The following is a 21,091-nucleotide window of genomic DNA, read 5'->3' as shown; positions in this document are numbered from 1 at the left end:
TATATCTCCTTGATACTCTTCTCCCCTCTCTGTGTCCTCTGCGCCCTCTGCGGTTCATAATCAAGGCGATATTTAACGCAAATTTAGGCTCGCTGCGATCGAGCCTAAATTTATTCAAAAGAATTGTTTATTATAAAACCTCTCCTTCAATTTGAGCATTTCACAGTCATTCCGCAACTCAGCAAGTGGTTCATTGTCAGTTTAGGCAGACCAAGCTTCGCGAAAGTCACCATAGAGGGTCAATCCACCATCAATATAGAGCGTTTGTCCCGTAATATAAGCCGCTTCATCTGATGCCAGAAATGCCGCTGCTGCAGCCATTTCCTCCGATGTACCTGCCCGCCCCATTGGGATATGGCTTTCCACTACTGCCTTTTGTTCTGGATTCTCCGTCCAGCTTTCATTAATCGGTGTAATTGTTGCACCGGGCGCAATAGCATTGACGCGGATGCCTCGGTTTGCGTATTCCAACGCTAGGGTTTTCGTTAAATTTCCCATGCCGCCTTTGCTGATGGAATAGCTGATATACATCGGGCGAGGAATGATTTCATGCACACTCGAAATATTGATAATCACCCCAGAGCGCTGCTCACTCAATAGATGCTTAATGGTTTCCCGCGCACAGAGATATGCACCTCGCAAATTGACTGCCATCACGCGATCGAATTCATCGGTTGGCACTTCATGGGATGCGCTTTCTGTTTGAATCCCAGCATTATTAATTAGGATATCCAGACTACCAAATTTATCAATGACAGTATTCACCATACGAAGGATGTCGTCTTCTGTGGAGACATCTCCCTGAACTAATAGCGTTTCAACCCCGCATTCCGATGCTTGTCCACAGGCTTTTTGCAGAGCTATTTCTTCAGTATCTTCTGCCTCTTCTAAGCTTTTGCGATAGTTAACGGCAATGTTGCAACCTTCTTGGGCGAGACGAATGGCGATCGCCTGCCCAATGCCTGAACTCGCTCCAGTAATGAGTGCGTTTTTTCCCTTTAAACCTTTCATAATTGCTCTCCCAGAGACTTAAAACAAAATATCTTAACCGAAACCTCAAGCCAACTAGCTTCTTCATCAACCAGAAGGTTGTTCTGTCTTTTCGCCACGCATTTCATCAATCTTCAGAAGACTGATCACCATGCCCGCGATCGGGAGGGAGCATCTCATATTTGTAAAAACACTTATTTTGGCTCCTTCCTTCTTCCTCTTTCCCCGCAGCAAGAGAGCCTCAAAACTCCTCCCTCAAAAATCCAATTTTGGGCTGGGCTGCTTTCATTGAGATGCTCCCAGGGTTATATACCTTATTGATTTGATTTATACCAATTTAATGTGAAGTTGCACATATCTCGATTCCCCTAAATCCCCCTGGTTGTTGGGGGACTTTGAGAAGAATCTTGTCCCCCCCTCCGGCGGGGGGCTAGGGGGGATCGGATTCTATGCAACCTCATAAAAAATTGGTATTATGCTTACCTAATTATTGAAGTTTCCCCACAATTAGACCAACAAGCACAATCAGACCTAATGCTCTACGAAAGTAATTAACGCCTTGAAATAATTCTTCCCAAGCCCAAGTAAACAAAGAGCCAAAGGCTACTAGCTGCAACCCTAAATTAATTTGACCTGTTGTAACAATGAGCGTTAATAAACTAGCTACAATCCCGACACTCAGTGGTAGATTGGGCATCTGAGCTATAACAATTTGACCTTCGCTATCGCGGAATGTGCGATCGAACAATGTGTTTTCCATGAGTTTCTCGTGTCAATGTAATAAATAGAACCAGGTTAACATTCAATAGTGCGGGGATTTTTGGGGGACGATACTACAAGCTTTAGAGGGCAAGGAACATAAAAAAGTCGAATTAAATGCAAGTCAGGAGTGGACATGACATTGATTTAATTATCCAAAGTGGCTCAAAGTCATAGAAGATTAGCCATGGTACTATAGAAAAAGTGTCGGCACTATTGCACAGTGCAATCAGATATTTATCCTAGAGCAAGTTGTTTTTTGATTCCCTGTCATGAATTTATTCGGCTTGTTTTTTCCATTATTTTAATTTTTTTATTTGAGTGGTTAGAGGGTAGTATTATAGTAAATTTCAAAAAATCAAAAATCATCTCTCGCTTGGAAGAGTTTAGAGTAAAAGGTGATCTATAATTGGACAGACATAATCTTTTCTCTACTATCGCATCGAGAGCGATCGACCTCATGCTCAAATCCCAGGTTAGCAATTCACAGGTCTAAGCTGTTCGGCATTTAAAAGACGATAGTAGGGTGCGTCATTACAGAAGTGTTTCCCGCATAAGCGCGTAAGTGTGCACTCCTGACGCACGATACAAGCCTCGTTACTCATTTAAATGCTCCACAGCTTAGCGCGATCGATTAGGAAGTTCGCGCTCAAACGCATAAATTCCAGCCGCACCAATTAAAGTGACGATCGCTATCACTTTAAGCAAGAGGAGCCAACCGCTTTAAAAACATAGCAGGCACAATGACTGGAATCCCTGCACCGATACAAATGAGAGCTTGGATAAAACTAAGCGGTTGGGTAGCAAATAGCGGGTTTAGGAAACTCAACTGGCTAAAGAAAACTTGAAATATAAACACACAACCCACACCGATCGCAGGAATAACAGCAATTTATTGAGTGCGATCTTTTAAATACGCAAACAGAGATGGAATACATTGGCTAATACTCAATAAGTAAAAGGTTTCTGCGGAAACCAGCGTATGGACTGCCATTGTCCGAGCCAAATTAATATTACCTGTGGCTTGTGAAGCCCATTCAAAAATGCCAAGTACAGCAATGAGATTGAAGATAGAAATAATCAGGATGCGCCACAGCAATTTTTTCGTTAATAGGGGTTCATTGGGGCGGCGGGGCGATCGCTGCATAGTCTCAGCCGATTTTGGCTCAAATGCTAGAGTGGCACTTAGGGCGACGGAACTCACCATGTTCACCCAGAGAATCTGCATCGGCAAAATTGGCAGGGTGGTACCCGCCAAGATTCCCACCAATATGGTCAGCGCTTCTCCACCATTGACGGGTAGGATAAACCCAATGGTTTTCAGCAGGTTGCCATAAACGGTGCGTCCTTCTTCTATGGTGGCTTCAATGGAGGCAAAGTTATCATCGGTCAACACCATATCCGCCGCTTCTTTGGCAACTTCCGTGCCTGTAATCCCCATCGCTATGCCAATATCCGCCTGCTTTAGTGCTGGGGCATCATTGACCCCATCTCCGGTCATGGCAACAATTTCACCCTTGGACTGCAAAGCTTCCACCAGTCGCAGTTTCTGTTCAGGCGCAACCCGGGCAAACACATTACTAACTTCAACGGCATTGCTGATTGACGGTATGAATTAAGTTCTACGAAAAGACTCCAAGGCACAAAAAGTCTGTCTTCGGCAAAGATTAAAAAATGTACATTCATACTAAAGTTCAGCAACGCCAACACTTCTTCTTCCTCCTTCCTTCTGACTCTTTTCTCCTGACTACTGGCTCCTGGCTCCTAACTCCAATTTTGGGCTTGGCTGCTTTCATTGAGATGCTCCCGCTCCAACTAACGCATCTATGATTCATCTAATAATAGCAGTTGCCATAAATTTAATAAATCCTCAGCATTTAATAAATTGGTTGGCTAGCGGTTGCTATTGTACCTCATAACCGCGAAAACTGCTGTATGTATATCGCCCTAAAGAACAGAAAAAAATATCGCAGACGGAGTACCTTTGGCGCTGGTTGAGATGGAGAGCTGTGAGTCCATTATCTGGCTCAATATTCAGTAGATGTGCCAGAATTAATGAACCTAACTCCCAATAAACTTTGCTTTTCTCAACAGGGTATACAAACTGCAACCCTTATTTAGTGTAGTTCCTAGGCCTCTTTGTCACACTCCCAGATGAGTCAGTTACAATAGTTCTGACACTTTGGGGTAAAATGGCTGCAATCGTTGATTTTTCCTGAGTCGTGACTTGGCTCAAACCCTAATTATGCCGTTGACAATCAAAAACTGTCCGAAGTATTGAGTTAGTTACACAAATGAAACTGTGAAATCAGGGAGCCTAATTAAAGAACCTGCCGTTGATGAAAAAACTAACTTACAAACAACTCAATTTTGGATACTTGAGCAATTGCAGAAATGTAGATAAACTTTGAAATGAGAGAAAATCAAAATGAAATCTTTCAGCAGAAAACTTGGTTTGGTAGAAATGTCGATGGCGCTAAGCCATGAGGTGGGAGGCGGACTAATTGTAAATGTTGTTTATCTGGAAGGAATTTTAACACCAGAGCTTGTTAAACAAGCTCTTAAATTAGTCCAACAGCGTCATCCCATGCTCCAAGTTTACATTGTTGAGTCTGAGGATGGATTATATTTTCAATCGACAGGAATAACGGAAATTCCGGTACAAGTTATATACAAACAAGATGAAAATGAAGCAATTAAAATTGCTGAAAAAGAACTACATACAAAATTTACAACAGGCAATAATCCTCTGTGTCGCCTAACTCTTTTGTATTCTCATCAACATCAAAATAGCTGTGAAGTGATTATTACCTTTCATCATGGAATTGTAGATGGCATATCATGTATGCGTTTTATTGATGATTTGTTATTTTATTATCAAAACAATCAGGAAGGAGAGAATATATTTCCTGTAGAATCACTAGAATTTATTCCTCCCATAGAAACCTTAGTTACTTATAATATTCCCAGTAAAGAACCAAGGGAAAATCATCTACTCGCAACTGCACAACCCACTCTACCACCACAATTATTGAACATCAAGCATCGGCCCACGAACGTTTAACTCGGATGTTACCGCGAATGCTTAGTCAAGAAAAAACTAAGATACTCATTGATAAATGCAAACAAGAAAAAACAACTGTGCATGGTGCTATGTGTGCGGCTATGCTATTTGCTGCTGGCAAATTACTATCAATAGATACACAGGTAAATTTCTCCTATGGTTTACCTGTAGATTTGAGAAAATATTGTGAGCCTGAAATCACAGATCAAAATCTCGGTTGTTTTATATCTGTGCTGGGTTTTAATCAGTTAATTGAGCCAAAGACATCTTTTTGGGATTTAGCTAGAGAATGTAAATCCCACATACATGATTCTTTAATTAGCGGTGTCCATATAACTAGACTACTACAAAGTAAATTACGTAATCTTGACATAGATACAATCAAGGAACTCGTTATTAACTCTATGGTGAGTAAAGAAGATACTATGGGAAGGAATAATCTTTTTGCAATTTCCAATCGAGGCAAATTTAAATTTCGATATAAAGCCGAAAAGCTAAAAATCAAGGAATTATACTTTGCCACTCCTCAACATATTGGTGGGGATTGTTTTTGGTTAGGTGTTCTCACCCTCAATGAGCAGTTATTTTGCAACTTTATTTATGTAGAACCTGTCATCAGCGATCGAACAGCACAGTTATTTGCTGATGATGTGATGACAGTCATAGAAAAAGTGTGTATCAATCAAAAAACGACCTTAACAATGTTGTGTGAGTCAGTGACACAAAATTAAATCCTCTTGATTGATGGGATTTGTTTGACAAATATCTAATTTTACTCTACAATATCTATGTCAAAAGTTTGGAAAAGTCAAATAATATGAACTGGGACAATAACTCAATTGTAATTTATTCCAATTTTCCATTTCATCTAGAAGATTGGTCTCCTCAATCTGTGAATAAAGGTATTGGCGGAAGTGAAGAAGCGATTATTTACTTAAGTCAAGAATTCGTTAAGTTAGGCTACGCGGTTACTGTTTTTAATCGCTGCGGTGATATGGAAGGGGAATATAAAGGAGTAGTTTATCAGTCAGTTGATAAATTCAATACCCAAGATAACTTTAATGTCTTAATCTTTCATCGTGTTTGGACACAACCTATGCGAATGAAAGTGAAAGCCCGAAAAACTGCTGTATGGATGCACGATAACCCGCAATTATTTCCTCCTGTAGAAGAGTCTCAGCGTTTGGAATTTCTGGCAAGTTTTGACAAACTTTTTATGTTGTCAAATTTTCATAAGTCTCTGCTGCCTGACTGGATTCCTGAAGACAAGATTTTTTTAACAACCAATGGGATTAATCTCGAAGATTTCAATTTAACAGGAATTGCTAGAAATCCCAAAAGGCTAATTTCGATTAGTGATTATGCAAGAGGGATTGAAAATTTACTGACTCAATGGGATCAAGTTCTCAAAGAAGTGCCCGATGTTGAATTACATATTTTTTATGGTTGGCAAGGAATTGATGCTTTAATTAATTCACCTTATCTTGAGAAATTTCCATACTTACCAGATAAAAAGCAAAAACTTTTACAACTTTTCGAGCAGGAAAATGTCTATGAACATGGCAGGATTGGACACAAGGAGTTAGTGGAAGAATTATTCAAATCAGGCATCTGGGTTTATCCTTGTCATACTGCTGCGGAGATTTTCTGTATTAGTGCTTGGAAAGCGCAAGCTGCTGGTTGTGTTCCTGTGGTGACAACTTATGCAGGTTTAGATGACACTGTGAAATCAGGTATCAGAATTAAGGGGCCTGCTGGCGATGAGGAAACTAATAATGCTTTTATTACAGCAGTGATTGACTTGCTAAAAAATCCTGAAAAACAAGACTCTTTAAGACAGGAAGCATTAACTCTTAAAGATTCATTTGGCTGGAATAGAGTCGCTCAACAATGGCATCAGGAGTTTATATCGGCTGAAATTAAGTAGAAAATAATGAATCAACAACCCGCATCTTGAATGTGGTTCAGGGTTCAGGTGATTCAGCAGACGCACCATACAACCGCTATCTTTAAGCCGTCAAGATAGTAAAAAAGTCCTGCTTATTTATCATTTTTTTGACGAAAGGGATCGAAACCAGCCACTTCTGCCAGCGTATAAAGCGGGCGACCCTTCACCTCCTCATAAATCCGCCCTATATACTGGCCCAAAATCCCAATACTCACCAACTGCACCGCACCCAAAAAGAAAACCGCCATAATCACAATTGTCAAACCAGTTAATGCCGAACCTGCAGAGAAAAGACGCCAATACAAAACCAAGAAAGCCATCAAAACAGACACGAAAGCCGAAAATAAACCCAAATAAATCGACAGTTGCAGAGGAACTTTTGAAAAAGACACTAAACCGTTCATCGCCAAAGCAAAAGATTTACTGAAGGTATACTTAACATCGCCAGCAAAACGCGGATCACGTTCAAACTTAACCGCCGTTTGTTTAAAACCAATCCAAGCGCGCAATCCCCGAATGTAACGATTGCGTTCTGGCATGGCGTTGAGTACATCCACCACGCACCTATCCATCAAACAAAAATCTCCGGTATCTATGGGAATATCAACATCAGCAAGATTCCGCAAAATGCGATAATACATATAAGCCGGCAACCGCTTAAACCAACCTTCTTGACGCCGTTGAGTGCGTTGAGCGTAAACAACTTGATAGCCCTGCCGCCACTGTTCTACCATGTCTATAATTAGCTCTGGCGGGTCTTGCAAATCGCCGTCCATGATGACTACAACTTGACCTCTAGAAAAGTTTAAACCAGCAGTTACAGCTATTTGATGGCCGAAATTGCGAGCAAAACTGAGGTAACAAATTCGCGAGTCTTTTTCGTGCAATTCTCGCAAAAGTTCGAGAGAGCGATCGCGACTGCCATCATTAATTAAAATTAATTCTACTGGGCCGTCCATTCGATCCATCACCGCACTAATTCGCCGATACAATTCAGCGAGATTTTCTTCTTCGTTATAGATAGGAATTACCAAGGAATACTTAGGTGTATCGTTCATTGCAGTTTCTGTTTAAAAATCGGCTTTTCAACCGTTAAATCAAAAGTTTCTTTTTCCCAAAACACCCTGGCTGCTTCACCAGAGATGTTCGGCAGGTAATTTCGCTCTTTGAGCCAGACAACAGCAGTCCATCAAATAGCCGCGTACCAACACTTATCTATTTTCTTAAATACGAAAAATAAAAGATACCATAAGACTGACACACGCCCAGCGAAAACATCTGTTATCATAGATGTTTAGTCAGACTATAAAAATTACAATCATAACCCATCGATTCAAAATTGCATGACAAATTCCAATTATCTTTGGCAAGCAAATCAAGACTTAAGCGAAGCTTGTCTGCAACATCCCTTTGTCAGAGGCATTGCTGACGGCAGCCTCCCCCAAAATAGTTTTGCATATTACGTTGCACAAGACGCATTTTTTCTGGGAGCCTTCGCTCGCGCTTATAGCATCGCTGCGGCAAAAGCACCCGACTGGGGGGGGTTTGAAATTCTCCACAATCTCGGTAGTGGCGTTTTAGAAGAACTTCGTTTGCATCAAGGATATGCAGCCAAATGGGGGGTAAACTTACAAGAGGCAAAACCGGGAATCGCTACCCGCCGCTACACAGATTTTTTATTAGCGACAGCCTGGGGGAGTGGTGTAGGTTTGACAGTAGCCGCCATGACTCCTTGCTTGCGGTTGTATGCTTTTTTGGGACAGCAGCTAGCTACAGGTAATATACCGGAACACGCCTTTAGCGACTGGATTTCCACCTATAGCAGCCCGGATTTTGAGATTTTAGCAAAACGCCTGGAAGGTTTGGTCGATCGCTACGCAGATGCTGGGCCAGAAGTAGAAGCAACCTATCGCTACGCTATGCTATGCGAAAGAGACTTTTTTCAAGCAGCTTGGGAAATAGAGTAAATTAAGTTTGTGCAAAAATGGAAAACTATCTTAAGCTACCTACACGCAGTAAATTTAACAGCCATGTACAGCAGGAATGTAGCAAATAATGTCATAACAGCATATCCCAAACAAGGCTGATTACTCAACACTAAACCGAGTGCCCTTGAAAGCTACACAATGCCGTAAACGTAGCGATGAACCGATTGCAGAGCACCGGAATTGCTCAGTAGCGCTAAAGAGCAAAAACCGAAATAGCTGACTGTAATGCTTAGCCTTTTTCGCAAATTCCCGAAATAGCCACAGCCCTAAATCATCGCAACTTTACTAACAGCTTGCAACCAGCAATAATGCAACCAAAAACGCCCAACAATTAATGAGCCCTGCTAATCCCACTTGCATTCCCAGAGTCGTGAAGTCGCGCATGAGCAAAGTAAACAGCGGATAAAAAGCGACAGAATGCTGGTGTCCATCATCTGTATAGCTGTAGCCTAAATTAGCTATTTCGATGTACCATTTACCGTCCCAATGCGAAAACAGTGCCGAGCCACTTTTGAGGAGTCAGCCACTTACAAAATCTAGAGGTGGCAGACTCCCATACAGGGGCAGTTTCTTGCCGACTAAAGGAGCAATTACCTGCATCCCGATCGCCATTATCGATCGGCTCAGAAACCACATAGCAATTACAAAAATTAACCCGTCCCGGCTTAACGTCCGAGTTTATTGGGAATCCCTTCGCAGCCACCGGGAATAGTCTCTCTCGACTTCGAGCCACACCAAGCGCAGCAGTAATAGCGCTGCTCGTCCGACAGTCGCTTGACAGCTGTGAAATCAGCGCGTTCCACCACAGCGCCGGTATGTTCGCCCGTTTGATAGTTGGGAAATTCGGTACGGCTGCGGGGGGATGCAGTTTCTGCCGAGCCGTAGAATAATGCGGCGGCTCTCATGTCGGCGCGAGCGAGATTGGCGTCATACAAGACAGCGCGCGAGAGGTTTGCTTTCACTAAATCGCACTTGCTGAGATTGGCGCGGACGAGGTTGGCTTCGCTCAAATCCGTCCATCGCAAATCAGTGCCAGCCAGGTCAGCACCCGCTAACATGACATTGAGATCGATAACGCGGATACCGTGATCCCTATCTTCAGCGTAGCCGCCGTCACCGTCAAGGATGGGACGGCCTAAAAGCCGATCGCGCTTCAGAGGAGTAACCAATCTCGACTGCGACAAAAACCGCAGAATTTTAGCTTTACCTTCAGCATCTACACTGCTCATAATCGCAGCGGTGCGGCCTTCTGCGATCGCCCTTTCCTGCGGCCAGTCTTCCAAAAACCCTTGTTCGTCAAGGGCCAAGTCGGAAACCCCTTGAAAATAAGCATCGATCGTTTGCTGCTGCGTAATTCTGTTTTGCTGAATCGTCAAATCTTTCGAGATCACGTACTGCCGCCAAGCCACATAAACGCCCAAAATCGCGATCAAAATTTGGCCCAAAGCGCCGATCAACTCGCCGAGAGCGCCGATGGCGTCCCAGTTGATTTGGATGTTGCGGCTTCCCGGTTCAGTATTACTACCGCTGAGCATCAGCAAGCCAACAATCCCAGCTAAAAGCCCAAAGCAGGCGACTATCAAAGTGCGCCAAGTCGGCGGAATTACCTGCGCCCAGATTTTGCCCCAACTCGGCCACATCAGTCGCAGCGATATGCCGATCGCACCGACAGCGCCCATTAAGCCCAGCCAAATGTTGTCATTGGCGAGCCCAAAAATCATCGCTGCGATCAACCCCAGCGTCAGCACCGATCCCGACTTCTCAGTAGTCGTTTGTTCCGGCTGCTGCGGCAAAAACACCTTGCGAGTTGGAGGCGGTGGCACCGGTTTTTTCGGTTCAGCAGTAACGACGATTGTCCCTGATTCTGGTGGCACAGTAGGGCTCGCACCGTTCTGACTTTCTACAGTCACGTTAGACTCAGGGCGATTGGGTTGAGAAGAGTTGTTTTCTGGTGTCATGCGTTGAGGCAAATTCTAATTTTAGCCGATCACTAAAACGATTTTAACTAACCTAGCAGTATTCTAGATAATATTACAATAGAAATATCCACTAATTATACTCAAAGAGGTAACAGATTATGACCCTGGTACTCCCCAATCTGCAAGAAAAAAAAATGGGTCAAGTAATCACTACAATCACCGTCACGAATCGCATCGATCTAGTTATGGCTGAACGGGGATTCATTGGTGCTGAGGAAGTTCGCTCTGTTACCATCGATAACGTTGTTGTCGATACCGGAGCAACTCTGCTTTCCTTGCCCGCTCCTATTATTAGCCAGCTAGGGTTAAAACAAGTAGGAGAAAGAGATGTATAAACATCCGCTGGCATCAAAAAAGGTAAAATTTTTGCCGACGCTCAAATTATTGTAGAGGGCAGAGAGGGCAGATTTGATTGTTTAGAATTACCGGAAGGCGTTTCGGCTGTTTTGTTGGGCGTGATTCCAATGGAAGAACTAGGCTTAGAACCAGATTTAAAAAATCGACGGTTGCGAGTATTGCCGATGAACAATCAGCAAACATATCTGATGGGTTAGTCGATCGGCGTTTACCGTAGCACAAACCTCTCGCCTGTGATTTCTCTCATCTCCAGTCAATTACCCGCCATCAAAAATGTTGGTCGTGAGGACTACTAAACTCCTCATAAAGTTTTTATGATTTTATTACTACTTACAAAGTAACTTTATTTGTGAGAGGTTAGATATTATTAACTGCGCTTAAAAATTGACCCAAAAACCCAGTTTTTAGGTATATGTAAGATTTTTGCCCTACATCTAGCGAGCAAAATAAGCCTTGAGCAAATACACGCCAACCGTCCCAAATATCAAAACAACTAACCCTAAAAGTAACTCGATACTAAACCTTTGAGCATTGCCCAAAGCGACAAGAATTTGCTGCCGCACTACAAACGCCAACAGCCAGCAAATCTCGGCCTTCAGCCAAGCCAAAAGACTTCGCCCCAACATATATTGCCGGCGAGCGTTCTCAGGAGTAATCCGTACCGGATAATTAAAAGTATGCGGATAGCGCGATACCGCAGTTAAAACCGCAAAAATAATGGCAGCAACCGCCGGCACGATCCAAATCGTCACCTTGTCGCCCCAAGCATCAGCCAGCCCCCCCAAGCCGAAATGAATCGGAATTCGATCGGGCAAAACCGCCCAAAACTTGACGATGAGCAAAACAGCCAGCAAAAGCGCGATCGCACCTAAAAGCTCTACCGCCACTACAACAGGCGAAAGCCTCAGAGAAATAACCGGCCGTTGGTTTGGTGTGTTTCCAGTCATGGCTACTGAAAATTAGATTAATATTGAAAATAATAGTATTGCTTCCAATTTCATTCCCCAACAGCTTTAGTTGGGGGTTTCCAAACACCCCGCGAGGTTCTATGACGGCTCAGGTCTTGATTGAAAAGAAAAAGTTAGAAAAACCGCCCCTAACAATACACACATTAGGCGATCGCGTCCTGCGGCAGCCAGCCAAGCGCGTCAAAAGCGTCGATGCAGAAATTCGGCAGCTAGTCCGAGAAATGCTGCAAACCATGTACAGTGCCGACGGTATCGGTTTGGCAGCCCCCCAAGTCGGAGTCCACAAACAAGTAATTGTCCTCGACTGTGACCCGGAAAACCCCGCCACACCCCCAATTGTTTTGATCAACCCCACCATCAAAAGTAGCAGCGGCGATATCTGCATCTTGCAAGAAGGGTGTTTGAGCATTCCGGGAGTTTATTTAGAAGTCAAACGCCCAGAAGTCATTGAAGTCTCCTACCGCGACGAATACGGCCGCCCACAAACCCTGATAGCAACAGAGTTACTGTCGAGGGCAATTCAGCACGAAATGGATCACCTCAACGGAGTGCTGTTTGTAGACAGAGTAGAAAACAAGCTTGCACTAAATGAAGCATTAGTCAAGCATAAATTTTCCCCAAAGGCAGTAAAATCAGTATGATGGCAGGAACTCCGAAAAGTGGTTTACTCTTAGCTCTTTCGTGCATCACTGCGATCGCGGCAGTCGGCTCCATCTTTGAGCTGTCATCGGGAGAAGCTCAACTTGGCAATTTAGTCACGGGCATCATCCTCGCCCTGAGCGTACCGCTAACTGGCATATTTTTCTATGCAGCCGTTCAGGATGCCAGGGCAAATCTATAAGCAGAGTTTTTAGTCATTAGTCATTAGTCAGCAGTTATTAGTAATTAGTAATTAGTAATTAGTAATTAGTCAGCAGCTAACAACCAATAACTGTGGAATAAAGACTGCTCAAAAATAACATCAGCTAACAGCTCGCGAGCTCATGACCAATGACTAATGACTAATGACTAATGACTTATAACTCATGACTAATGAAATCGGATTTCTGCGACAAGTGCCAGCCAAAGATGCTGCGGGAACCCCAGCATCCAAATACCAACTTTCTGAAGAAGGGGAATTGGTCATCGGACGCGATCGCAATTGTCAAATAGCTTTAGAGTCGATCGCCCACGGCATGGTTTCCCGTCGCCACGCCATGATCCGTCCCCTGACTCAGGCTACTTTGACGAGATGGGAAATTTGCGACCTCAACAGCGCTAACGGAACTTATATCAACGGAAAAAAGCTCTCTGGCTGCCAAACTTTAGAAACAGGCGATCGCATCAGTCTCGGCCTTGACGGCCCTGAATTTATATTTGAATCTCCCATAACCCCTTACCAAAATCAACCCGGATTAAGAGCACCACAAACGGGCAATTTTGCTGGTATCGAAAAAGATGCTCTCACTTTAACTCAATTATTCCCGATCGCATCCACTGGCAAACAATTAAGCCAAAAAGCTTACTTATATCCAGGTATTGCCACAGTTATTGTTGTCGTGTCGATGTTTGTCGCGGTTGGAAATTCTGCAGCCTTCAACTTGCTGCTGTCAGCTTACCTCGCCGGTGCGGCTTACTACTTTATCTATCAACTGTGTGGCAAACACAAGCCTTGGTGGGTATTGCTTGGTTCGGCTTTAGCTACAGTCCTGATTGTGATCAGCCCCTTATTAATTGGATTTATATTAGTATTTAGAGAAATTTTGCCCGGCCGCCTGCCCACCGAAGGCGAAACAATCAGTTTTTTGCCTTTTTTGACCAGAATGTTTTTTGGGGCGGGTCTAATGGAAGAATTGCTGAAAGCCCTGCCCGTTTTGGGAGCGATGTTGCTGGGAAATTGGCTGCGAAATCCGTGGCGCGATCGAATCGGCGTTTGGGAACCTTTAGACGGAATTCTGTTAGGAAGTGCTTCGGCAGTCGGCTTTACACTGTTAGAAACTCTGGGACAGTACGTTCCCAATGTCATCCAAAATGTCACCCTGCAAGCAGGGCCGGACGCCGGACAATTAGTAGGATTGCAGTTGCTAATTCCCCGCATTTTGGGTTCCGCCGCCGGACACATGGCTTACAGCGGCTATTTGGGATATTTTATCGGTTTGAGCGCCCTCAAACCCAGGAAGCGCTGGCAAATTTTGGGCGTAGGTTATTTCAGCGCTTCCGCACTTCACGCTTTGTGGAATGCGTCGGGAGCCGCCAGCGTACTTTTGCTGGCGTTGGTGGGAGTTTTGTCCTATGCGTTTTTGGTAGCAGCGATTTTGAAAGCCAGAGCTCTGTCTCCGAATCGAGAGCAAAATTTTGCAACTCGAATATTTTCTGAAAAGTGACTTTTGAGTGCTTAATTGTTGATCTGCCAGGGCACCTCAAGCTGCCATTTTTTTCTTGTGTTTTAACCAGGTCAAACCTGCCAATGCTAAAGCTGTGCCCCCTGCGGCGAGAGGTTCGGGAACTGGTTCAGGTTCGGTATTCACTAGGGTGTAAGAAACATCAGAGGATCCCCACCCTCTAGAGTATGGAATATAGCTATCGACGATGAGCAATCCATCGTCTATATATGATTGATAGTTCATGTATCTGTACACAGTCTCGTGACTCCACGAGAAATATCTCAATCCCATAGACCAAGATTCGTAGCTCTCATACACCCAGTAAAAAGGCCCTCCTGGCTCGTCTGGAGGACTGATATATTCATTCATCACACTGTAGTGGCCACTTGCATACAGTCCGCGAAAAACTCCTTGCTCAAAAGAAGCTGTAGCCCCTGCCAAATTGTAATATTTGTCCCATCGTTCCAATCTTCCCTCGGAAACGGCAATTTCTTCAAATCCTATTCCTGTAAGCGAGGAGTTATTCAACTTAAAAAACCCGCTATGTGAACTATTTTCCACTTGGAAATTGTAGGTGAGTACGGCGGCTTGTGCTTTGTCTACTCCTACCAATGACACGGCAGAAAACAAACTTAAAATTGTGCTAGCGATCGCACTTCCTAATCTGGGTCTTAGTTTTTGACTCATTGTTTTTTATATTAAGCTTTAGGTCAGTCTAGTTTATTTGAGTGAGCTATCGCCCGTAATAATCCACATTCTTAAAGTAAATTTTTTTGAAGTCAAAGATTGCCGAATGTAAATAACCGAACTAATACGGATGCGTCATCTGTTGTGCTTGTATAATTTATGACTTTCACTATTACTTTTGAACAGAAACCAGAAAAATGTTTGCTCGTAATCGCCAAATATTCCGACGGGTTTGTGTTGTTGCGATGCTGCGGACGATCGTCCCGACGCTTAAACACACTTAAGAGGTTTTGTCAATAAGCAATTTCCAGACATTTTGCCCCAGTATTCTGCCCTTGTGTATGAGTAGCTTCTGCTTAATTGCCTGATGCGATAATCGCAACTGAACTTAGAAATTCTTCACAAATAGTTTGACTGTGGTACTATCTGGATGGCTGTGAGTAGCTGAGGGAAGCCAAGGGGCTTGATTCCTGTGGTGGTGGAGGAGAATCCAGGAGTGCTAGATAGGATGTCATTGGGATACGCAAACGTTTTCGCCCAGCGAAGTCAACCCGAACCCCTCCGCATTGGGGTGATTGGGGTTGGCAATATGGGCCAGCATCACACGCGAGTTCTGAGCTTGCTAAAAGATATCGAACTCGTGGGTGTTGCAGACATAAATGTAGAGCGGGGAATAGATGTAGCAAGCAAATACCGGGTTCGCTTCTTTGAAGACTACCGAGATTTGCTCGCCCACGTAGATGCAGTTTGCGTCGCCGTTCCAACTCGCCTGCATCACCCTGTGGGGATGTCTTGTCTCCAAGCGGGTGTTCACGTTTTAATTGAAAAGCCGATCGCGGCTAGCATTGCCGAAGCCGAATCTTTGGTCAACGCGGCTGCTGAGGCCCACCGGATTTTACAAGTGGGTCACATCGAGCGCTTCAATCCAGCTTTTCAGGAACTCGGCAAAGTGCTGAAAACTGAAGAGTTACTGGCATTGGAAGCTCACCGGATGAGTCCCTATTCCCAGCGGGCTAACGACGTATCGGTAGTTTTGGATTTAATGATCCACGACATCGACTTGCTCCTGGAATTGGCAGATTCCCAAGTGGTGAAGCTGACCGCCAGCGGCAGCAGGGCCTCAGATTCAGGTTATTTAGACTACGTGACAGCAACGTTGAACTTTGCTAACGGCATTGTCGCCACCTTGACTGCCAGTAAGGTGACGCACCGCAAACTCCGTTCAATCGTGGCTCACTGCAAGAATTCTCTGACAGAGGCAGATTTTCTCAACAACGAAATCTTGATTCACCGACAAACAACCGCCAATTACGTGACGGATTACGGTCAGGTGCTTTACCGTCAAGATGGGTTGATCGAGAAAGTTTACACCAGCAATATTGAACCGCTCCACGCAGAATTGGAGCATTTTATTAATTGCGTGCGGGGTGGAAATCAGCCTTCTGTGGGAGGAGAACAAGCTCTCAAAGCTCTGCGGCTTGCGAGTGTAATCGAGCAAATGGCTCTCGACGGTCAAGCTTGGTATCCGAAAGAGCTAGAGTCTACTTTGCAAGTTAGCTAAATCGAGACAAATCGTGTCGTTTCCGGGTGCTTTTACAGTTTGGGTTTGTTGTTCGTTGAAGAGGGTAACTGTTCCCATGCAACCGGATTCGATATCAGTCGATTTGAGATTGGACAATTCGACGTGAGAAGTTCGGCGAGTGCGAGCGTCGAGTTGCGCTCAATCGAAAGATTTTAGATATTAGATTGACAATCAAGCATCCAGGATACAAGCCCCCAGATTTATTCGTCCAAAAATAAAAAACCTGTATCCGATAAAGGAGTCCCCGAATTGATCCGTGGGGTCAAGGCTAAAATCTAAAATCTAAAATCTAAAATCGATTGACTCTGCAGATGAATCTGGGGGCTTGAACTAAGGTTTAAACTTTTTTGCTCTCGACAACAGGAGTCGTGGGCAAGTATCCGTCTTTAGGTGAAGTCACGATTTATGCCAACAAAGAGCGACTATTTGACGACTGATGGTTTTGCTAACTAGCTGATTTCCTTGAGGACTCAGGTGAATGCTGTCTCGATACAAAGTGGGAAATTCGGCCGCACAATTGAAAATGGGAAGAAAATCTATGTAAGTAATTTTCTCTGTTTCTACGAGTTCGGCGAGACGCGCTCTAGCTTTGACTTCCCAGTCGCGAGGGCCCGGGCCGCCGAGTTCGCCCCGCTTCGGCGTGACTGCTAGCAAAAACTGGACGTTGGCGGATACAGCTATTTTCTGGATTTGGCGAATAGCCTCTAAGTTGCAGCCTACTACATCGCCGCTTGTGGCTCCGGGTGCTGCCAATTGGCGAGTCGGCACTGCAGGTAGCAGGTAGCGGCTCAATAACTCTAGCGTAGCCGATCGGGGTTTGTGATCCGGGTAAGATCGATCGCGCCCCACAACCAGAGAACAGGGAGCCGACGCAAACAAATCGTCCGTATTGAGCAGCAAAACCAAAGCCTTTGCCCCAAAAACACCGAAACGCTTGGCGTAAGCAAGTTGATTCCTCGGCCCCCAAGAATTGGCTGAGGCGTTGAGAACTTCAAAATTTGAATAGTTGACTTGTGAACCTAATTGTGTATTGTTCGCCACATTCTGTACTTGCAGTCTCAAATTCCGAGTCATAATTTCCGAGATCGTATCTGTCTGATGCGTCCACCAACCACCGTTGGCGACAGAATCTCCCAACAGCAAGACGCGCAGAGTTTCTGCAGGGGGTATCGGGGCGATCGCTCCAGTACGCATCGAATACTCGTTAATCTCAATCCGGTTGCCCAAGCGACGCACCTTCTGATTGGGCGCCAACAAATAGCCGCACTCAGCATCGGCAATATAAATCAAGGGATTACCAAAACCTAGCAGCACCCGCAGGAGCACTTCGATTACTGCCCCCAATCCTGCGGTGACAGCCAAAATTATGAGAACAACTTCCACCACTTAACCTCGATAGAGAAGGAAAAACCCCTGCCGACACCAAGGTATAAAAAAGAATGCAACTGCAGTCAAGCTTTCATCCCCGATTGTAGTCAGTCGATTTGAGATTAAAGATTAAAGCATTGACTCGACAGATGAATCTGGGAGATCTCGCTAAAACCTGAACTTTTTTGTTTTCCAGGACTCCTGCTTAGAAGCAAGTATCTGTCTTGGAGTGACGTGTGTAGGTCGCCTTTGTAAAATCTAAAATCTAAAATCTAAACTGTTATGGCTGCGGGGTTGGAGCAACTTGGCGACCCGATTAAGTCAACCGAATCGCCCCCGTGGATATAGAATTCTAGAATATACCGTCAAAATCCGCCGTCAGCCGTCAGTAAGGAACCCCACGCTTAAAAGCGGGGGCTTTCAAGACAGTCCGGCTCTGTGAGCGAGATTGAACCGAAAGCCCAAACCTTACCAGAGACAGGATCAGACCTACGTTTTTTGAGTCACGATACCGGAAAATGCGACGCTAGTTTTCCGCTCTATCGCTGAGAGTTAAACAGGCTTAAAGGGGTCAAACCAGTGCTTTCAGCCTAACAAGCTCACTAAACATTCTCGAAGCGAACATTACCCCGAAAGGGAGATTGAGGCAACCATACCTCACCGGAGAGGCAACCCGACCTCTCCAACCCCGAAAGGGGATTCAAGGCGACGGTCGTCGCAGCCGCCTTCCTCCCCATGCGTAAAGTCAGGGGCTTCCCGCTCGTTTTTTGGTGAACTTGGTGGTTTCAGGAAAATCCGTGGACTTAAAACAAATATTCAAAACGCCGAATCCCATAATCGGTGTCGTACATTTACAGCCTTTGCCAACTTCTCCCCGCTGGGGCGGAAACCTCAAAGCTATTATCGGAAGAGCCGAGCAAGAGGCTACAGCGCTGGCTTCTGGTGGCGCAAACGGTATCATAGTTGAGAACTTTTTCGACGCTCCTTTTGCCAAAGACAGCGTAGATCCGGCTGTGGTAAGTGCCATGACTCTGGTAGTTGAGAGGCTAACAAATCTCGTGACGCTGCCGATCGGCGTTAACGTGCTGCGAAACGACGCCCACAGCGCGATCGCCATCGCCTCCTGCACAGGAGCTCAATTCATCCGCGTCAACGTCCTCAACGGCATCATGGCTACAGACCAAGGCTTAATTGAAGGCCAAGCTCACCAGCTACTGCGCTACCGCCGGGAATTGGGCAGCGATGTCAAAATATTAGCAGACGTGTTAGTCAAGCACGGGCGACCCCTAGGCAGCCCCAACTTGACCACAGCCGTCCAAGAGACGATCGGGCGCGCTTTAGCCGACGCCGTAATCCTTTCCGGCTGGACAACTGGTAGCCCTCCCAATCTCGAAGACTTAGAACTCGCGAGTGCAGCAGCGGCGGGAATTCCAGTTTTCATCGGCAGTGGCGCCTCGTGGGAAAACATTTCCACCCTCATGCAGGCCGCTGACGGCGTAATCGTATCGAGTTCCCTGAAGCGAAACGGCCGCATCGAGCAGCCTATAGATCCGATCCGCGTCAGTCAGTTTGTAGAAGCCGCCCGCCGCAGCTTGTCACAGAAAGAGCCCGAACAGGAAAATAGAGATGCTAATGGCTCAAGAGGGCCAACACCGGAATCGGGCAAAGTCACAAGTAAAACGTAAAATAGGAATTGTTGACTCTTGGCAATTGGCAGTTGGCAGTAGTCAGTAGTCATCAGTTATCAGTCATCAGTCATTAGTTAACTGTTAACAATTAACAGTCAACAGTCAACAGTCAACAATTCCCAATTCCCAAATTACCAAATCAAAAAATGATTCGCCGACGTTCAACCCCTTGGATTCATCGCTGGTCTAGGACTGTGATGGCAGCGATCGCAGCCATAGGCGTCGTAGAAACGGCCTATCTCACGATCGCTAAATTCACGAATGGCTCAGTCATTTGTCCCACCAGCGGCTGCGACAAAGTTCTCAACAGTCCCTACGCTACAGTCTTTGGCACAGTGCCTTTAAGTTTGTTAGGCTGTCTGGCTTACCTGAGCATAGCAATCCTGGCCTTGGCTCCCAAAGCCGTCAATCCCGCCACCAATAAAGGACTGCACTCTCAACTAGAAAAAAACACTTGGCAAGCGCTATTTATCATCACCGCTGCGATGGTAATTTTCAGCAGCTATTTGATGTATTTGATGGCTTTTGAAATTCAGGATCTGTGCATTTACTGCGTCACTTCTGCCTTATTTGCGCTGTCGCTGTTTGTGCTGGTGCTAGTCGGGCGCGAGTGGGAAGATATCGGACAGTTGGTGTTTACAGGCATTTTGGTGGCAATGGTGAGTTCGATCGGTGCTTTGGGACTTTATAACAGCGTCAACTCACCTGCTCCTACTGTCTCTACCCCCGGAATTGTACCCCCTGCCGTCACTACAACCTCCGGCCCGGCACAAATGGCTTTGGCCCGCCACCTCCGACAAATCGGCGCTAAAGAGTACGGCGCTTACTGGTGTCCCCACTGCCACGACCAAAAAATGCTCTTCGGCAAAGAAGCAGCCAAAATAATTGATTATTTTGAATGCGATCCCAGGGGGCAAAATTCCCGCGCTGAAATTTGCAAAGCTGCTGCTGCGAATGTTAAAGGTTTCCCTACTTGGGAGATTAATGGTCAGTTTTATGCGGGGACACAATCTTTGGATAAACTCGCTGATTTATCGGGTTACACCGGCCCCCGCAACTTTCAAAACTGACAGGAAAGTAGGAGATTATAGATGACAGATTTTAGATTGATGGGCAGGAAATATCCTGGTTTTTAACTTAGTTTATGCTTGGCTCGTGCTGCGAAATCAATCTAAAATTTTGCATCTTTAATTAATAAAAAATAGTAAAAATTAGTGATAACGAAAAAAATAAAACAAGGTGTGGGTCTCTAGTATTTAGCTCGGTGAATAATTAGGGTTTGCTGAATAATCGATCGCAAACTAAGAACAGGAGCTCACGATATATTCAAGCAGAGTTAAATATAAGTTT

General features: G+C 45.0%; 18 protein-coding genes and 1 pseudogene. 11 read left to right on the top strand and 8 right to left on the bottom strand.

What is annotated here, in order from left to right; genetic code table 11:
• Positions 1 to 201 precede the first annotated feature (201 nt).
• From QUA34_RS09060 to QUA34_RS09050, 3 genes are all read right to left on the bottom strand, one after another.
• A complete protein-coding gene (locus QUA34_RS09060) occupies positions 202 to 1,011 on the bottom strand; it encodes a glucose 1-dehydrogenase (protein ID WP_333323779.1) in 810 nt (269 codons plus the stop codon).
• 466 nt (positions 1,012 to 1,477) lie between these two features.
• Positions 1,478 to 1,750 carry a hypothetical protein gene (locus tag QUA34_RS09055; protein ID WP_333323781.1) on the bottom strand — a complete coding sequence of 91 codons (273 nt, stop codon included), beginning with the start codon at positions 1,748 to 1,750 and terminating at the stop codon, positions 1,478 to 1,480.
• Positions 1,751 to 2,641: 891 nt separating this feature from the next.
• Positions 2,642 to 3,325: an HAD-IC family P-type ATPase gene (locus QUA34_RS09050; RefSeq protein WP_333323783.1), complete on the bottom strand. Its 684-nt coding sequence runs from the start codon at positions 3,323 to 3,325 to the stop codon at positions 2,642 to 2,644.
• An 852-nt stretch (positions 3,326 to 4,177) separates the two neighbouring features.
• Between QUA34_RS09050 and QUA34_RS09045 the strand changes: the two genes are divergently transcribed.
• From QUA34_RS09045 to QUA34_RS09035, 3 genes are all read left to right on the top strand, one after another.
• Complete coding sequence (locus QUA34_RS09045) at positions 4,178 to 4,813, top strand: condensation domain-containing protein (RefSeq protein ID WP_333385821.1); 636 nt, start codon at positions 4,178 to 4,180, stop codon at positions 4,811 to 4,813.
• 17 nt (positions 4,814 to 4,830) lie between these two features.
• Entirely contained in the window at positions 4,831 to 5,544 is a 714-nt protein-coding gene (locus QUA34_RS09040; RefSeq protein WP_333385818.1) for a phthiocerol/phthiodiolone dimycocerosyl transferase family protein, read from the top strand.
• An 86-nt stretch (positions 5,545 to 5,630) separates the two neighbouring features.
• Positions 5,631 to 6,740, top strand: coding sequence for a glycosyltransferase family 4 protein (locus QUA34_RS09035; RefSeq protein ID WP_333385815.1), 1,110 nt, complete (start codon positions 5,631 to 5,633; stop codon positions 6,738 to 6,740).
• Between the two features lie 113 nt (positions 6,741 to 6,853).
• Here QUA34_RS09035 and QUA34_RS09030 read toward each other — a convergent pair whose 3' ends face one another.
• The gene (locus QUA34_RS09030) at positions 6,854 to 7,819 is read right to left on the bottom strand and encodes a glycosyltransferase family 2 protein (RefSeq protein ID WP_333084152.1); all 966 of its coding nucleotides are present in this window, start codon (positions 7,817 to 7,819) and stop codon (positions 6,854 to 6,856) included.
• Positions 7,820 to 8,104: 285 nt separating this feature from the next.
• On the opposite strand from QUA34_RS09030, the gene QUA34_RS09025 reads away from it, so the two are divergent.
• On the top strand, positions 8,105 to 8,728 hold the full coding sequence (locus QUA34_RS09025) for a TenA family protein (RefSeq protein WP_333084151.1): 624 nt from the start codon (positions 8,105 to 8,107) through the stop codon (positions 8,726 to 8,728).
• A 686-nt stretch (positions 8,729 to 9,414) separates the two neighbouring features.
• Here the strand turns inward: QUA34_RS09025 and QUA34_RS09020 are convergent.
• Entirely contained in the window at positions 9,415 to 10,707 is a 1,293-nt protein-coding gene (locus tag QUA34_RS09020; protein ID WP_333323788.1) for a pentapeptide repeat-containing protein, read from the bottom strand.
• Between the two features lie 119 nt (positions 10,708 to 10,826).
• On the opposite strand from QUA34_RS09020, the pseudogene QUA34_RS09015 reads away from it, so the two are divergent.
• Positions 10,827 to 11,282: pseudogene (locus QUA34_RS09015) on the top strand (aspartyl protease).
• Positions 11,283 to 11,519: 237 nt separating this feature from the next.
• Here the strand turns inward: QUA34_RS09015 and QUA34_RS09010 are convergent.
• Positions 11,520 to 12,032: a DUF1648 domain-containing protein gene (locus tag QUA34_RS09010; RefSeq protein WP_333323790.1), complete on the bottom strand. Its 513-nt coding sequence runs from the start codon at positions 12,030 to 12,032 to the stop codon at positions 11,520 to 11,522.
• Positions 12,033 to 12,133: 101 nt separating this feature from the next.
• Between QUA34_RS09010 and def the strand changes: the two genes are divergently transcribed.
• The 3 genes from def (at position 12,134) to QUA34_RS08995 (ending at position 14,416) form a co-directional block, all read left to right on the top strand.
• Positions 12,134 to 12,694, top strand: coding sequence for a peptide deformylase (def, locus tag QUA34_RS09005; protein ID WP_190659061.1), 561 nt, complete (start codon positions 12,134 to 12,136; stop codon positions 12,692 to 12,694).
• Positions 12,694 to 12,894, top strand: coding sequence for a hypothetical protein (locus tag QUA34_RS09000; RefSeq protein ID WP_199292547.1), 201 nt, complete (start codon positions 12,694 to 12,696; stop codon positions 12,892 to 12,894). Before def ends, QUA34_RS09000 begins: the two co-directional genes overlap by 1 nt.
• A gap of 184 nt (positions 12,895 to 13,078) precedes the next feature.
• Entirely contained in the window at positions 13,079 to 14,416 is a 1,338-nt protein-coding gene (locus QUA34_RS08995) for a PrsW family glutamic-type intramembrane protease (protein WP_333385810.1), read from the top strand.
• A 36-nt stretch (positions 14,417 to 14,452) separates the two neighbouring features.
• On the opposite strand, the gene QUA34_RS08990 is transcribed toward QUA34_RS08995, so the two are convergent.
• Entirely contained in the window at positions 14,453 to 15,103 is a 651-nt protein-coding gene (locus QUA34_RS08990) for a hypothetical protein (RefSeq protein WP_333385807.1), read from the bottom strand.
• Positions 15,104 to 15,611: 508 nt separating this feature from the next.
• Here QUA34_RS08990 and QUA34_RS08985 point away from each other — a divergent pair.
• Positions 15,612 to 16,664: a Gfo/Idh/MocA family oxidoreductase gene (locus tag QUA34_RS08985; protein WP_333041122.1), complete on the top strand. Its 1,053-nt coding sequence runs from the start codon at positions 15,612 to 15,614 to the stop codon at positions 16,662 to 16,664.
• A 417-nt stretch (positions 16,665 to 17,081) separates the two neighbouring features.
• Here QUA34_RS08985 and QUA34_RS08980 read toward each other — a convergent pair whose 3' ends face one another.
• Entirely contained in the window at positions 17,082 to 18,068 is a 987-nt protein-coding gene (locus QUA34_RS08980; protein ID WP_333385804.1) for a GDSL-type esterase/lipase family protein, read from the bottom strand.
• Positions 18,069 to 18,850: 782 nt separating this feature from the next.
• Between QUA34_RS08980 and btpA the strand changes: the two genes are divergently transcribed.
• Positions 18,851 to 19,738 (top strand): photosystem I biogenesis protein BtpA, encoded by an 888-nt coding sequence (gene btpA, locus QUA34_RS08975; RefSeq protein ID WP_333385802.1) that lies wholly within the window; start codon positions 18,851 to 18,853, stop codon positions 19,736 to 19,738.
• Between the two features lie 149 nt (positions 19,739 to 19,887).
• Positions 19,888 to 20,811: a vitamin K epoxide reductase family protein gene (locus QUA34_RS08970; protein WP_333385799.1), complete on the top strand. Its 924-nt coding sequence runs from the start codon at positions 19,888 to 19,890 to the stop codon at positions 20,809 to 20,811.
• Positions 20,812 to 21,091 lie beyond the last annotated feature (280 nt).

The sequence above is a fragment of the Microcoleus sp. POL10_C6 genome (assembly GCF_036701585.1).
GTDB lineage: Bacteria > Cyanobacteriota > Cyanobacteriia > Cyanobacteriales > Microcoleaceae > Microcoleus.
This window is presented reverse-complemented; position numbering and strand designations above follow the sequence as displayed.